Here is a 15510-nt window from a genome sequence, read left to right as displayed (position 1 = left end):
TTCGAGGCGGATGGGAAAAAGGGGCCTCCCACCCTTCGCGCTTGCGCTCGCGGAGGGTGGGAGGGAGCGCGGGACAGTCCGGAGGAGAGAAGGACCATCCCGCAGTTCCGATCAGAACGAGTAGGTCAGGCGCGCGCCGTACGTACGCGGCGGAGCGAACTGGACGAGGTAGGCGCTGGCATAGCCGGCGTTGCTGTTCGCCGTCAGGATCGTATTGTTCTCGATGTTGCGCACGTATGCGGTGATCGAGAACGGGCCGTCGTCGGGCGTGTAGGTGACCTGCGCGTCGCTCTTCCAGTAGGCGCCCTGCTGTTCGGCCGCCGTATTGTAGAACGTGAAGTAGCTCTTCGACTGGTAACGGGTCTGGACACGCGGGGTCAGGGTGCCGCCCAGCAGGTGGAAGTCATGCTGGATGCCGCCCGAAAGCGTCCATTCCGGAGCCTGCGTCAGGCGGTTGCCGGACAAGTCGCTGGCCGCCGGGCAGGAGGCCGCGGTGACGGTGCAGAATTCCGCATACTTCGCATCGAGCCACGCCACGTTGGCGTCGATGCGTGTGTCCGGGGTGACCTGCCACAGCGTTTCGAGTTCCGCACCCCAAACGCGCGCCTTGCCCGCGTTGAGGGTGTAGACGAGCGCCGTCGCCGGATCTTCCTGCTGGGTCTGCAGGTCCTTGTAGTCGTAGTAGAAGCCGCTCAGGTTGACCTGCAGCGTGTTGTTCAGGAAGCGGTTCTTGGTGCCGATCTCATAGGCGATGATCTGCTCGGGACCGAACGAGGAGTTGGTGGTGTAACCGCCCGCCTTGTAGCCCTTGTCGACCTTGGCATAGAACAGGTTGTCGGGCGTGACCTGATAGTTCGCGCCGAAGTGCCAGGTGACCTGATCGCCCGAATAGTGGTTGTCGAGGGTCGAATAGGCACCGGCGATGTCGTTGTAGCCGACCTGGTACTTGTTGTCCTTGGTGTAGCGGACGCCCGCTTCCAGCTTCAGCTTGTCGGTCAGGTCGTAACCGACCTGCGCGAAGACGGCCTTGGACTTGCTGCCCACGTCGTAGTCGAAGGTATAGAAGTTGAACGGATCGACCGCGAGCCCGTGGACCTGGAAGTAGGTCAGCAGCGCGTCGGTCTCCTTGAAGAAGTAGCCGCCGACCTGCCAGGTGAAGCCGGTCTTGTTGTTCGAGCTGAGACGCAGTTCGTAGTTCTGGTCCTTGACGTCTTCGTTCTGCTGGAAGCCGTAGTTGTAGAGCGTGCCGCCGTCCTGATCGTTGTCGCGGTTCAGCGTCGACTTCTGGAAGCCGCCGAAGAAGCTCAGGGTCGCGAAGTCCATGTCGTAGGAGATCGCGGTGCGCACGGCCTTGGTGCGGATGCGGGTATAGCCCTGGTTGTTCAGCTCGAACTTCTTCGACGAGCCGATCTCCAGCGAGCCGTCGGAATTGACGTCGGTATAGGGCACCGCCTTGATGGTCGAGCCGACGCCGTCCACGCGGGTCATCTCGCCGGTGACGAGGATCGAGAGGCGGCTGGTCGGGGTCCACAGCGCATGGACGCGGCCGCCCGTCACGTTGCCGTCGTCGCCGTCCTTGAGGCCCGGGTTGTCGCGGTAGCCTTCGTGGGTCTTGCGGGTGCCCGCGAAGCGGAAGCTCAGGGTGTCGCTGACCGGCACGGTCGCGCCGACGTCGAAGTTGAGGGTGCCGTAGTTGCCGATCTCGGCAGCGGCATCGAGCTTCCAGTCGTCGGTCGGCTTGACCGTCGCGATGTTGACCGCACCTGCCGTGGCGTTGCGGCCGTACAGCGTGCCCTGCGGGCCGCGCAGGACTTCGATGCGCTCCACGTCGAACATCGCCGCGTTGAGCGCGAAGGCGCGCTGCAGGTAGAAGTTGTCGACCGAGACGGCGACCGCCGGATCACCCGTTTCCGAGTAGTCGCGGCTGGACACGCCGCGAATGGTGATCATGGTATTGGCGTTGTTCTGGGCGATGTTGACGGTCGGCGCGATGTTGGAAAGCGCGTTGACGTCGGTGACGCCCGCCTTGGAGAGTTCCTCGCCGCTCGCGACGGTCATCGCGATCGGGGTGCTCTGCGCGCTGGTCTCACGCTTGGTCGCGGTGACGACGATCTCGCCGAGGCCCTCCGACGCGCCATCGGCCGCGGAAGCGGAGTCCGTACCCGCATTCTGGGCAAAAGCAGGCTGCGCGAAGGCTGCGGCTATGGAAAGCGCGCTGGCAGTGAACGTTAGACGCTTGAGCAAGACTGGAACTCCCTGTGACCCGTTCTGGAATGATTGACGTTTTCATTACAATGACCGATTCGCGGATGATTGCAAGCGGGTCGTTTTGGGAACGATGCAGCAATACATTCAATTCATTGTTTCATAATAATTTTTTGAAAATCTTCCGAAGGGTAACGTTTTCATTTTTGACGTAGCAAATCTACCGCTCATGAAGGTATCTACCAGAAAAACCTTGGAAATCTGCGCCACGCCCAATCACCGAACCGCGAAAACCCGATAGCGCCAGCTGTGGCGTCATACCCCGAATCACACCCTCATGGCCAAAGGTACGAGAGATCAAACGCGATGGCACTAACACGCATAAAACCAGCATGTTTAGGCCGCATCCGGCCTCTGGTCGGACAAATCGGAGCGCCATCCCGGGCGGGTTCAGAGACCCATCCGGTCGTTCATTTTTCACTCGCGTAATGTAAACGTTATCATTAGGTCTTTTGCCTTGGCGCGGTTGATTGCCTGCCCGGACTGCGTAGATCCGCCAGGAAGCACAACGCGAAGGATCACGCCCATGGATACCCCTGCCCGCCCCATCCGCGTCGGCCTGCTGGGCTATGGCTTTGCCGGAAAGACCTTCCACGCCCCGCTGATCGCCGCGTGCGATGGTCTCGTGCTTCACGCCGTCGCCTCGCGGGATGCGGGCAAGGTCCATGCCGACTTTCCCGGAGTGACAGTCCATGCCGCGCCCGAGGCGCTGATCGCCGACGACACGGTCGATCTCGTCGTCGTCGCGACGCCCAACGACACGCACGCGCCGCTCGCCCGCACGGCGCTGGAAGCGGGGCGCCACGTCGTCGTCGACAAGCCCTTCGCGCTCGATCTGCAGGAGGCGCGCGGCCTGGTGGCATTGGCCGAAACGACCGGCCGTCACCTTCAGGTCTTCCACAACCGCCGCTGGGACAGCGATTTCCTGACGGTGCGGCGTGCCATCGAGGATGGAGCAATCGGCCGCGTCACTCACTTCGAATCCCGCATCGACCGCTTCCGACCGCAAGTGCGCGACCGTTGGCGTGAGAATGCCGCGCCAGGTGCGGGTGTGTGGTTCGACCTCGGCCCGCACATGGTCGATCAGGCGCTCGCGCTGTTCGGGTTGCCCGACAGCGTCACCGCCAGCGTCGCCATCCAGCGCGACGGCGCACAAGTCGACGATTGGGCGCATGCCGTACTCGAATATGGGCAACTGCGGGTCGTCGTCCATGCCGGGATGCTCGTCGCGGGCGGATCGGCGCGCTTCACCGTTCACGGCACGGGCGGCAGCGCGGTCAAGCTCAAGGCCGACGGCCAGGAAGTGCAGCTCCTCGCCGGACTGCGGCCCGGCGCGCCGGGCTGGGGCGAAGATGCCGACGCCCTCGTCGTTTACGACGGTTCCGGCGAGCCCCGCTCCATCCCCGCCACGCCCGGCGACCAGCGTGGATTCTACACCGCCGTCGCCGCCGCGCTGGCGGGCGACGCCCCGCCGCCGGTGCGCCCGATCGAAGCGCTAGCGGTGATGGCCGTGCTGGAAGCCGGTGCCGCCTCCGCACGGGGGGGGCGCTCGATGCCGCTGCCGCTCACGCCGGAGGAACGCGCCGCCTGGTAAGCATCATCCTGCGGCAAGCTGGGCCGAGACGGAACCGGTACGCTCCAGCTTGCCCCAGCCCACGACCCACCCGGCCACAGCCGAGGCGATCGCGCGGATCACGACCCAGTACATGATCTGGCGATATACCAGTCGCTGCGCCACCAGCAGGTGCGCCGGGTAGCGCGCCCGTCCGCCGTCGAGGCGATAAGCGATCCATCCGCACAGCACATCGATCGCGGTGAAGGCGATCCAGTAGGCGCCCATCATGCCGACGTCCCCGCTGGTCTGCGCCCAGCCATGGGCCGAGACCCGCAGCGCGGTGCCGATGATCGAGACCACCAGCGCGAGGTCGATCAGCGGCGAGATCGCGGCGAAGGCGATCTGGAACAGCCACGCCTGCGGCAGTCCGACGAGGCCGAGCCCGGCAGGCTTGCGAGTGCGGATCACCGCGCGGTGCTTCCACAGGCACTGCAGGGTGCCGAAAGCCCAGCGGAAGCGCTGCTTGGCCAGCGCGGTGAAGCTCTCGGGCGCCTCGGTCCAGGCGACGGCGCGCGGGTCGTACGTGACGCGCCAGCCCGCCCGCTGGATGGCGATGGTGAGGTCCTGGTCCTCGGCGAGCGTGTCCTCCGGATAGCCGCCGACCGAGTCCAGCGCCGCGCGCCGCCATGCGCCGACCGCGCCCGGCACCACCGTCATCGCGTCGAACCCGGCCAGTGCACGGCGTTCGAGGTTCTGCGCGGTGATGTACTCGACCGCCTGCCAGCGGGTGACGAGGTTCACCCGGTTGCCGACCCGCGCATCGCCCGCGACGGCGCCGAGCTGTGGGTCCGCGAACCAGCGGGCGAGGCGGCGGATGGTTTCGGGCTCGAACTGGGTGTCGGCGTCGAGGGCGATGACGATCTCGCCGGTCGCCTGCAGCAGTGCGCGGTTGAGGGCGCTGGCCTTGCCGCCGTTCTGCAGCGTCAAAAGCGTCACGCGCGGGTCGTCGCCGAAGACCGACCGCACGATCTCGCTCGTGCCGTCCTTCGATCCGTCGTCGGCGACGATGACCTGCAGCGCGGGGTAGTCGGAGGCGAGCACCCGGGCGACGGATGCGGCGATGACCCGCTCCTCGTTGTAAGCGGGGATGATCACCGAGACGGCGGGCTCGAAATGCGGCGGTTCGGCGCGCTTGCGGCGGCTTTGATACCAGGCGAGCGCCGCCATGATCACCGCGCGCGCGATGCCGAGCGATATCGCGAGGTAGAACACCCAGGCCAGCACCGCCGCGACCGCCATCAGCGCCACGAACGCGGCAACGTCCACGCGCACGGCGGCAAGATCGGTGGTCGAAATGGCGGGCATCGCCCGCGCCTGCGGGATGCCGACGAGCTGCGAGGCGGTGACGAAGGTATAACCCTCGCCCTTCAGCGCGGCGATGATGCGCGGAAGCGCGGCGACGGTCTGGGCACGGTCGCCGCCGCCGTCGTGCAGCAGGACGACATTGGTGGCATTCTCCGGCGTCGCGGAATGGACCTGCTGAAGCACCTGGTCGACGATTGCGTCCGCGCCCGGGCGCTGCCAGTCGTTGGGATCGACGTGGAGGCCCACGACCGTATAGCCCGCCTCCTGCGCGGCCAGCGCGGGACCGAGTTCGTCAGGCGTCGTCGGCTCGGCGTCGCCGAAATAGGGCGCACGGAACAGCGTCATGCTGCGGCCGGTATAGGCTTCGACCAGCCGCTGGGTCGCATTCAATTCCAGCCGGGTCTGGCGCGGCCCGGCATTGGCGAGATTGGGATGGGTGTACGTGTGATTGCCCAGTTCGTCGCCGTCGGCAACGATGCGCTTGAGCAGGCCGGGGCTGCCCAGCGCGTTCTCGCCGATCACGAAGAACGTCGCGGGCACGTGCGCCGCCTCCAGTTCACGCAGGATGCGGGGCGTCCACGCAGGGTCAGGGCCGTCGTCGAAGGTCAGTGCGATGCGCTTGGGGTCCGTGCCGCCCGAGCGCTGGACGACGTAGGGCGTCGGCAGCGCGGCGTAGGTCTCCTCGCGGATCATACCGTTGCCGTCGGCGCGCACGGCGCGCTGGCCGTCGCGCGGGGTGGCGGTGATGCGCAGGATCTCGCCCGATCCCTCGATGTCGGCGCTGCTGAGCGCGCGAGGGGTCGAAAGGTCGGGCGTGCCGCCCTTGCGGAAGGCGCCGAGGTCGTTCCAGAAGCCGGAATCCTCGGTGCCGAGCCGCCACAGCGCCATGTCACCGATGCCGAGGCGCTTCAGCGCCGACAACTCGTTCCAGCTGGTAGCCGCGTCGAGCATCCAGATCGTGTGGTGGGTCTGTTCGTCGTCGTAAGCGAAGCCTGCGTTGCCGCTGGCGGGATCGAAGGAAATCTTCGCAGCGCTGTCGTGCGCGGCGAGCCATGCATCCTCGATGGCGAGCGCGTCGGTCTGGTCGCCGTGCCAGTCGTAGGCGTAGCTGCCCAGCGCGACGACGAGGTGCTCGGAACCGATGCGCTTCAGAGCGCCCTGCACTTCGTGGACGAACCAGTCCTGTGCGGCGATCGGGCCGGGCGTGCCGCCCTCCCAGTGCTGGTCGTAGGCCATGAAGATGACCTTGTCGGTAGCCTTGGCGAGCGCCTCGAGCGGCCAGCCGCCCTCGTCGTCGGCGGGGGTGGTGACGGCAAGCGAGGTGCCCTTGGGCAACGCTGCGTGCAGGCTGCGCAGAAAGGCGAGGTAATCGGGCATGGCGCGCGTGGGCAATGCCTCGAGATCCATCACCAGCCCGGCGTAGTTCCCCTGCGTGACGGCCCCGGCGAGGCGCTTGGCAAGCGCGAGGCGCTGCGCGGGATCATGCAGCAGCGCGGCGGTTCCTGCACCGTCCCAGCCGTCGGAGGCGACGTTCTGGACCATCGGCAGCACCTTGAAGTGGTGCGATTGGCCCGCGACCAGCCGGTCGAAGCGGGCATCCGGCTCGACCGTCACCTGATGCTGCGGCCCCGCGACGTTGATCAGCGCGGGCACCACCCAGTCGAGGTCGTTGCCGTGATGGACCAGCGAAAGGAAGCTGGCGTCGTTGCCCGGCAGGTAGAAACCGATGCTGAGCGGCTTCTGCCCCGGCCCCTTGCGACCGCGCGGCAGCCAGGACTTCAGCGCATGCTTCAGCGGCGATCCGTGCAGGGTCGAGGGCTTGAGGCGCGGCGTCGGCAGTTCCAGTTCCTGCTGGGCGGGCACCGCGACGAGCGTGGTCGCGAAAGCCGCCGCGCCCAGCAGCACGATGACCAGCAACGCGGCGAGGACACCGCGCGCCCAGCGGCTGCGGCGGCCGGTGGGGTCGTAGAAGATGGGCTTGCTCATGACGTCGGGTGTCCGGGGGTAAGGAATGTGAGCCGGCGATAGGCCCGGCGCAGTGTTCGGGACCTGATCGGCGCCTTAAATTTTCGTCATGTTCGGCGCGCTCAGAGTCTGTTTGAAAAATGCCGAAAGCGGCATTTTCGAATGCGGCACCGGCCCGCTCCCCCACCCGACCACCCACAGGATACTGCCGATGGGCGGTCGGGTGGGGGAGCGGGCCGGTGCCGCGAAATTCGCGTTCCGCGAATTTCCAAACTGTCTCTCAGCCCATCATCCCGGAGCGGAACCAGCGGCGCATGGCCGGAAGCCGCCTGAGGTCGCAGCCGCAGACCTTGCAGCGGCAGTTCTGCACCCCCGAGGAATCGACCGTGAACTTGCGCGAGGCGACGTGACGCTCGGCATGGCAATCGCTCAAGGTCCCGCTCATGGCTGCAACCCCGCTTCGGGCGCGACTTCGTGCAGCGCGCGAAGAGTCGTGGCGATCAGGCGCGGCGCATCGTGGCCGAGGTAATGGTCGCCGCTCAGGCCGATGACCCGCGCCCGGCCTGCGAGGGAGGGGCACAGGCTGCCCTTCTCTTCCAGCCCGTAGACGCAGACCACCGGCGCCCAGTCGACCCCGCGCATCGCCAGCAACGGGTGCGCGTCCGGCTTGCCGAGGTAGGCAAGGCCCACCGGATCGGCGCGGAAGTAGACGTCGTGCGCAGGCACCGTGAGGTCGATGGCAAGGACCCGGGCACGCAGATCCGGCGGCAGGTCCGGCGCCGTGGTCGCAAGGATGTCGGCGCCGTAGGACTGGCCCATCAGCACGACCCGGCTCGCTCCCGTACGCGTCAGGGCGAGGCGCACCGCGCCGGCGACGACTGCGTCCGCCTCGGCCCGGGTGCGGTGCGTGGCGAAGACAACCGGGGACGCGACCCCGACCACCGGGACGCCCTTGGCGGCAACGGCGGCGGCGACTTTCTCGCCCATGCCGAAGTGGAAGCCCATGTCTCCGGACAGGAAGACCGCCGCCACGCGCGGATGCGGCTCGGCGGCCGGGAACATCACGATGGACTCGGTGCCGAGCAGGCCAAGCACCGGCGCGGCCAGCGCAGTGAGACCCACCGCAGCCAGTGCGAACAGCCCAATGGCAAAGCGAGTGCGAACGCGGCTCATGCGATCAGCATCCTTGCCTCGGAGGTGATGGCGGGCACTGGCGCGATCGGGCGGACAAATTCACCCCCTCCCCCGCCGCCGATCAGGCGCGATACGTCGTGCAGCCCCTGGATCAGCCCGATGCCGTGCGGCCCGGCGACGTAGCGCGGTTCCCAGCGGGGGGCGAACTTCTCCTTGTAGCCGCGCAGGCCGCGAAAGCCGTAGAAGCGCTCGCCATGGCGGAACACCAGCGCCGCCGCCTTGGCCCATGCGGGCGCGAGCGGGCCACCCTCGATCCCCGACAGCGGCACCATGCCCAGCGTGAAGCGCTTGTATCCGCGCGCCTTTGACCAGAGCAGCAGGTTGGTGAACAGGAAATCCATCGTCCCGCGCGGCGCGTCCTCGCGCTGGCGCATGAGGTCGACCGAGGCTTCGGTGTGGTCCTGCGTGCACCACAGGTTGGCGAAGGCGACGATGCGGTCCTCCACCATGACCAGCGCCATGTCGAAGTTGCTCAGGTATGCGCGGTCGAAGGCGCCGAGGCTGAAGCCCTTCTCGCGCTGGCCCTTGGCCGTCATCCACTCGTCGGAGATCGCCTCCAGTTCATCGAGGATCACCGGCACCGCCGCCGCCGGCACCACCCGCAGCCGGGCGCCGGCGCGAGCGGCGGTGCGCTCCGACTTGCGTACCGAACGCAGCTGGGGAGTTTCCAGCTCGAACGTGGTGAGATCGACCACCGCCTCCTCCCCATACTTCACGATCTGCAGGCCCATGCCGATGGCAAGGTCGAGCGTGGCGGGCGAAATCTCGTAGAGCACCAGCCGTCCCTGCCTGCGGTGCGACATGTCGCGCAGGGTCCAGAGGAGTTCGCCCCACGATCCCTCGTTGCCGACCGGATCACCCATGACGACCCAGCTGGAACCCTTGATCTGGTACATGACGAAGGCGTCGCCCGCCTGCGAGACGAGGAACCGCTTGTCTCCGGTCAGCGCCAGCATCGCCTCGGTGCGCGGACTGGTGGCGAGGATCGCGCGGATCGCCGGGGCATCCTCCATCACCTGCGCGTCGCCGCGCGCGCTGCCGGGCGCGCAAAGCCTCCAGACCGCGAACCCCGCCAGCAACACCGACGAGGCCAGCGCCGCGCGCAAGTAACGCGGGGCATCGGCACGCAGGGCGAACTTCCACCACAGGTCGTCGTTGTAGGGTACATGGCGATAGGCGAAGAGGCCCGCCCAAAGCGCCAGTCCCGCCGCCATCACCACCGCCGCTATCCAGCCCGCGGTGAGTGGCGTCTCGGTCAGCGCGGTGCGGCGGTAGAAGGCCCGGCGCGTCATTTGCAGCAGCGCGGCCAGCGCAAGGCAGGCCAGCGCCTCCTCATAGTCGATGCCCTTGGCCAGCGAGAATACCGCGCCCGCCATCAGCAGCAGCCGCGCGGCAAGGCAAGCGCCGTCGAGCCGGCGGTAGAGTCCCGGCGCCAGCAGCAGCAGCGCGGTGCCGACGAGGCTGGCGGCGATATGGCTCGCCTCGATGACGGGCAGCGGCATGACGTCGGCCAGCAGTCCCATGCGTGCGTGGACGGCAGGCAGCGAGCCCGACAGCAACAGCATGCCGCCGCCAAGGAACGTCGCGCTTGCCAGCAGCAGCGGCGAAAGGCCGGTGGCGACGCTCTGCACCCCGCCGACAAGGCGCGCCACGCGGCGGCTGCGGGCACCCTCGCGCCAGGCCAGCAGCAACGCCGCCAGTGCCAGCGGGAGGAGATAATAGACGAGCCGATAGACGATCAGCCCCGCGAAAAGGTGCGCCCGGTCCCCCGGCGCCACGGCGAGGACCACCGCCTCGAACACGCCGAGGCCGCCCGGCACATGCGTCACCAGCGCCACGACGATGCCCAATGCATAGGCCAGGACGAACACCGGAAGCTGCGCCGGGTCGGCGCCCGGCAGCAGTACGAAAAGCGCCGCGCCCGCGCAGGCGATGTCGGCGACACTGACGCCGACTTGCGCCGCGATCTCACGCGCGGAAGGCAGCGGCAGGCGGATTCCCGGCAGCCTCAACTGCTTCGCCCGCGCAGCCGCGAAGCCCAGCGCGCCCAGCAGAGCCAGCATCGCCGCGCCGAGCGCATGCGCCGCCTGCGGCGTCAGCGTCACCGCGCCGAAGTCAAGGCCGCCGTCACGGACCAGCATCGCCGCACCCGCGACGGCCAGCACGCCCGCCCAGAAGTTGCCGGCCGCCAGCATCACCACTTTGGCGACCTCCGGCCCGTCGAGCCCGGCACCAACGTAGATGCGATAGCGCGCCGACCCGCCGGTCAGCAGCGAAAGCCCGAGGTTGTGGCTGAGCGTATAGCTGGTGAACGACGCCAGCGCGGCAGTGCGCCACGGCAGCGGGTGCCCGATCGTCCTGAGCGCTAGGAAATCGTAGAACGTCAGCGCGAAATAGCTGGCGGCGGTCAGCATGAGACTCAGCGCGATCTGGCCGGCGTCCAGCGCATGGACGGCCGCGCGCACCTGCGAGTAGCGGATTTCGTGCGTCAGCGTATTCAGCGCGACGAAGCCGAGGGCGATCACCGCCAGCACCGCGCCCGCCTCCACCAGCTTTCGATAGCGCGAGAGGAAAGCAAGCGGCGCGGTCATGCCGGCACCTGCGCGATGCGGGTCCATACCTGCGAGCGGCAGAAAAAGCCGCCAAGGATGCACCCGCTGATCTTCAGCCGGTCGGCCGAGAGAGGTTCGATCCGGGAATCGAAGCGGCGCCCCATGTCGGGAACGAAGACGGTGCCACGCCATATGCGGCCCTCGGGGCGGTAGTCCTGCAGCAGCTCGGTGCCGATCAGCGACGCGATCCCGCTGTCCTGCGCGTCGGCCTTCGCCTGGCCGCTGGCCCAGACCACGCGTCCGCACAGGCCTGGCCCGCAGGAACCGGTACGCACGGCGACGCTACCGGATGGGTTGAGCCAGACGCCCTCGACGGGCGTAGCCGCGCGCGCACCGAGCGGCACGGCGAGGAGCGAGAGAAAAAGGGCGGTTCTCAGCAACATGGTGCCGTTTGTGCGCTCGGCCGGATTGCCGGAGGCTCGCCACAACATGAACAATCGGCAATCTGGACGCTGCGCCACCCTCCCATCCCGCTCAGCCTGAGCTTGTCGAAGGCCCCGAGACGTGGCGCTGCGCCTGCCGACGCGTCGGCAAGCTCAGCATGAGCGAAGTGGGTTAAATCAGGAAAAGTCTACCCCCCGAGCGAATACGTGATCACGAAACACGCCACCGTCAGCAGCGACATCGCCAGGATGAACGCCGCATCCGCCACCCGCTCCAGTCCGTGCAGCCGTGTCGAGGACTGCACCCTTAACGCGAAGTAAGAGGCCAGCGTCGCCAGCAGGAACAGCAGCGCATCGACCGAGAGCAGATCGTCGGCGATCGTCTCATGTCCTCGCACCGACACCGCCACGCGCAGCAGCCCGATGCCGGTCATGCAGACCCCCACCATGCCCGAGGCGATCGGGCAGATCAGGCGGCAGGTCCGCTCATCGAGGATGGCAGTGTCGGTATCCATGTGGTCTCAACTCTTGTCGTGGCGCGCCCAAGGTGCATACGATGCGCGGAGCCTCCCCCGGCTGGAGGGAACATGAGCGAAAGTTAATCCGCTCCCCATCGCGCCGGAGGGCCACACGGCTCACAATGGAAGGACCGCAAGTGTGAGGAAGGCGCGTTGAGCCAGAAGATCCTGCTCGTCGAGGACGATGCCGACACCGCCGACTTCATCGCCAAGGGCCTCGACGAGGCGGGCTTCACGGTAGACCGCGCCGCCAACGGGCGCGACGGCCTGTTTCTGGGCACGGACGGCGGATATGCATGCATCGTGCTCGACCGGATGCTGCCGGGGCTGGACGGGATGGCGGTGCTGGCAGCCCTGCGCGGCGCCGGGCTGGAGACGCCGGTGATCATCCTCTCCGCGCTCGGATCGCCGGAAGACCGGATCAAAGGACTGACCAACGGCTGCGACGACTATCTGGTCAAGCCCTTCGCCTTCGCCGAACTGCTCGCCCGCATCCGGCTGCTGATCCGCCGCGGCGCACCTGCCGCCGTGACGGAAACGGTGCTGCGCTGCGACGATCTGGAAATGGACCTCCTTGCCCGCCGCGTGCGCCGGGGCGAGCGAGTCATCGAACTGCAGCCGCGCGAATTCCGACTGCTCGAATTCCTGCTGCGCCATGCCGATCAGGTGGTGACCCGCACGATGCTGCTCGAAGGCGTGTGGGATTACCACTTCGACCCCGGCACCAATGTCGTCGACGTTCACCTCAGCCGGTTGCGCAAGAAGATCGACGAGGGCGAGGCGCGCCGCCTGCTCCATACCGTGCGCGGCGCGGGCTATCGCATCGGCGCCGAACCGTGAAAATCTGGCACTCGACCACGTTCCGCTTCGCCGCGCTCGTCTTCCTGTTCCAGATCGTCGCGGCTGCGGTACTGCTGCTCGGCCCGGCGCTGCTGCTGCGATCCCAGAGCCATGCCGACGCCGTGGCCGTCGCCGTGACCCTGCGCGACGACCTGCTCGACGCCTATAACGAGGGCGGAGAGCCGGCGATCTCCCGCGCCATCGACGCCAAGGTTTCGCGCCGGATCGAACGGGCGAGTGTGCTCTTCCTCGCCAACCCGGACGGCACTCGCTTGACCGGCAATCTCGATAGCTTACCGCCCGACCTCACACCCGGCGCGCCTTATGCGCTAGAGAAGCTGCCGCGCTCCGGCCATACCGCGCCGGAGGCAATGCTGATCCAGTCGGTCCGCCTGCGGGACGGTTCGATCCTGGTCACCGGAACGGTGGTGGAGACGGAACGGCAGGTGCTGGCCCTGCTCGAACGCACCTCGATGATCGCGCTGGCGCTCTCCGTGGTTTTCGCGGCCTTCGCCGCCTACGTCTCGACGCGACTGATCCTCAACCGTCTGCGGGCAAGCGTCGCCACCTTGCGCGACGTGCGCGAAGGTCGCCTCTCCCGCCGCGTCCCCGCAGACGACACCGGCGACGCCTTCGCCCTGCTGGGCAGCGAGGTAAATCAGGCGCTCGACCGCATGGCCGCGCTCAATGACGAGCTGAAGCTGGCCACCGACGCCCTCGCCCACGACCTGAAATCGCCCCTGACGCGGATGCGCGCCGCGCTCGACCGGGCGGCGCAGCACGTCGAGGATCCCCTCGCCCAGCCCTTCGTCGATCAGGCCCTCACCGAAAGCGAACGCCTGATGGCGATCGTCGAGACCGCCCTGTCGATCACCCGCGCCGAAGCGGGCATGGGCCGCGAGAGCCTGGCCGACGCCGACTTGTCCGAACTGCTGGAGACGGTGGCGGAAATCTATGCGCCCATGGTCGAGGATCAGGGCCGCGCGATCGTGGTCGTCGCCCCGGCCGCGCTGCACATGCGGGTCCATCGCCAGTTGCTCGATCAGGCGCTGGGCAATCTCGTCGACAATACACTCAAGTACGGGGCTGGCACCATCACCCTGTCGCTGGTGCCAGAGGCGGACGGCGCGGCGGTCGTCGTGGCCGACGAAGGCCCCGGCATTGCGCCCGAGCGCCGCGAACAGGCGCTGCGCCGGTTCACCCGGCTGGACGAAGCGCGCGGCGGCTGGGGCGCGGGCCTCGGCCTCTCGCTGGTGCAGGCGGTGGCGCACCTCCACGGCGGAACGGTGGACTTGCGCGACGCCGCGCCGGGGCTGGCGGTGCGGATCAGGCTGGTAGAGCCGCCCCCGCGCGCCTGAAGGACCATTATCCGCCATTCCATTGCCGTCATACGCGCAAGAGCGGGGACCCATCTCCCGACATCGCAGGGTGCACCGGCATCAGATGGGTTCCCGCCTTCGCGGGAATGACGGGATCGGGTGCGGGGCCGTAGCATTCCTATGCCCGGTTCCGGTTGCGGCACCGCGCCAAGGCTGCAATAGCTACCGGCGGGTGCTCGCCGATCCCGGCAAGCAGGTTTCGCAGTGCCGGTCGGGCCGCCGGTGCACTTGCCCCCAAGCCCGGAGCCCCGCATGGTCCTCTCCCGCCTCAAGACCCCCAGCGCCCTTCGCCAGTTTCTCGACGGCCAGTCATCCGCCGGACTGTTCCTGATGGCGATGGCCGCGATCGCCCTGCTCCTCGCCAATTCGCCGCTGGCGCACGGGTACGAGCACGTGCTCCACCTTAGCCTCGGGCCGCTGTCGCTGGCGCACTGGATCAATGACGGGCTGATGGCGATCTTCTTCCTGCTGGTCGGACTGGAGATCAAGCGCGAGATGCTGGACGGCCAGCTCTCGTCGTGGTCGCGCCGGGTGCTGCCCGGCATCGCCGCGCTGGGCGGCATGGCGGTGCCCGCGCTGCTGTTCTACGCCTTCAACACCGGCGACACGGCGAAGGGCTGGGCTATTCCCGCCGCCACCGACATCGCCTTCGCGCTGGGCGTGATCTCGTTGCTGGGCAAGCGGGTGCCCGCCTCGCTGCGGGTGTTCCTGGCCGCTCTGGCGATCATCGACGACCTTGGCGCGGTGATCATCATCGCGCTGTTCTACACCGCATCGATCTCGCTGCCCGACCTTGCCGGGGCAGCGCTCGTGCTGGGCGTGCTGATCGCGATGAACCGGATGGGTGTGCGGAGCCTCTCGCTCTACATGGCGCTGGGCGCGGTGCTCTGGGTGCTGACCTATCGCTCGGGCATCCATGCCACGCTGGCAGGCGTCGCGCTGGCCCTGACGATCCCGATGGACGTGACGCCGAGCCATCCGGACGGCGATGCGGCCAGCCCGCTGCACCGGCTCGAACATGCGCTGCATGTGCCGGTGGGCTTCCTGATCGTGCCGCTCTTCGCGCTCGCCAATGCGGGCGTGCCGGTGCTTAGCCTTCCGGCCGAGGCACTCACCGCACCGGTCACGCTGGGCGTCGCGGCAGGCCTGCTAATCGGCAAGCCGGTGGGCGTGTTCGGCTTCTCGATGATCGCCGTGCGCCTCGGCCTGGCCGACGCTCCGGCCCATGCGGGCCGCCTGCAGATGCTGGGCGTGGCCCTGCTGTGCGGCATCGGCTTCACCATGAGCCTGTTCATCGCCCTGCTCGCCTTTCCGGACGCAGCCGCGCTACAATCGGAGGCGAAGCTCGGCATCCTCGCCGGATCGCTGTTTTCCGGCCTGCTGGGCTATGGTGTTTTGCGGATTGCACACCGGGAAGCGCCCGTCCCGCGCTGA

General features: G+C 67.8%; 11 protein-coding genes. 4 read left to right on the top strand and 7 right to left on the bottom strand.

Translation table 11 applies throughout. From position 1 onward, the window contains the following. Positions 1–111 precede the first annotated feature (111 nt). A complete protein-coding gene (locus tag BES08_RS19305) occupies positions 112–2244 on the bottom strand; it encodes a TonB-dependent receptor (RefSeq protein ID WP_008831652.1) in 2133 nt (710 codons plus the stop codon). Positions 2245–2791: 547 nt separating this feature from the next. Between BES08_RS19305 and BES08_RS19300 the strand changes: the two genes are divergently transcribed. Then, positions 2792–3859: an oxidoreductase gene (locus BES08_RS19300; protein WP_008831651.1), complete on the top strand. Its 1068-nt coding sequence runs from the start codon at positions 2792–2794 to the stop codon at positions 3857–3859. A gap of 3 nt (positions 3860–3862) precedes the next feature. Here BES08_RS19300 and BES08_RS19295 read toward each other — a convergent pair whose 3' ends face one another. The 6 genes from BES08_RS19295 to BES08_RS19275 form a co-directional block, all read right to left on the bottom strand. After that, entirely contained in the window at positions 3863–7171 is a 3309-nt protein-coding gene (locus tag BES08_RS19295) for a trifunctional glycoside hydrolase family 18/polysaccharide deacetylase/glycosyltransferase family 2 protein (RefSeq protein ID WP_008831650.1), read from the bottom strand. A gap of 259 nt (positions 7172–7430) precedes the next feature. Beyond that, positions 7431–7595, bottom strand: coding sequence for a hypothetical protein (locus tag BES08_RS33015; RefSeq protein ID WP_155986210.1), 165 nt, complete (start codon positions 7593–7595; stop codon positions 7431–7433). Next, positions 7592–8323: an AcvB/VirJ family lysyl-phosphatidylglycerol hydrolase gene (locus tag BES08_RS19290; RefSeq protein WP_008831649.1), complete on the bottom strand. Its 732-nt coding sequence runs from the start codon at positions 8321–8323 to the stop codon at positions 7592–7594. The genes BES08_RS33015 and BES08_RS19290 overlap by 4 nt, the downstream gene beginning before the upstream one ends. After that, the gene (gene mprF, locus BES08_RS19285; RefSeq protein ID WP_081798978.1) at positions 8320–10935 is read right to left on the bottom strand and encodes a bifunctional lysylphosphatidylglycerol flippase/synthetase MprF; all 2616 of its coding nucleotides are present in this window, start codon (positions 10933–10935) and stop codon (positions 8320–8322) included. Before mprF ends, BES08_RS19290 begins: the two co-directional genes overlap by 4 nt. Then, complete coding sequence (locus BES08_RS19280; protein WP_008833322.1) at positions 10932–11387, bottom strand: DUF2147 domain-containing protein; 456 nt, start codon at positions 11385–11387, stop codon at positions 10932–10934. The genes mprF and BES08_RS19280 overlap by 4 nt, the downstream gene beginning before the upstream one ends. Before the next feature lie 140 nt (positions 11388–11527). After that, on the bottom strand, positions 11528–11854 hold the full coding sequence (locus BES08_RS19275) for a hypothetical protein (protein ID WP_008833323.1): 327 nt from the start codon (positions 11852–11854) through the stop codon (positions 11528–11530). 156 nt (positions 11855–12010) lie between these two features. Between BES08_RS19275 and BES08_RS19270 the strand changes: the two genes are divergently transcribed. The 3 genes from BES08_RS19270 (at position 12011) to nhaA (ending at position 15510) form a co-directional block, all read left to right on the top strand. After that, positions 12011–12697, top strand: a complete 687-nt coding sequence (locus BES08_RS19270; RefSeq protein ID WP_036525027.1) for a winged helix-turn-helix domain-containing protein — start codon at positions 12011–12013, stop codon at positions 12695–12697. After that, positions 12694–14055 (top strand): sensor histidine kinase, encoded by a 1362-nt coding sequence (locus BES08_RS19265; protein WP_036525030.1) that lies wholly within the window; start codon positions 12694–12696, stop codon positions 14053–14055. Before BES08_RS19270 ends, BES08_RS19265 begins: the two co-directional genes overlap by 4 nt. A gap of 273 nt (positions 14056–14328) precedes the next feature. Next, positions 14329–15510, top strand: coding sequence for a Na+/H+ antiporter NhaA (nhaA, locus tag BES08_RS19260; protein WP_036525313.1), 1182 nt, complete (start codon positions 14329–14331; stop codon positions 15508–15510).

The organism is Novosphingobium resinovorum (assembly GCF_001742225.1).
Lineage (GTDB): Bacteria > Pseudomonadota > Alphaproteobacteria > Sphingomonadales > Sphingomonadaceae > Novosphingobium > Novosphingobium resinovorum_A.
The sequence above is the reverse complement of the archived record's forward strand: the minus strand, read 5'-3'. Positions and strand labels throughout refer to the sequence as shown.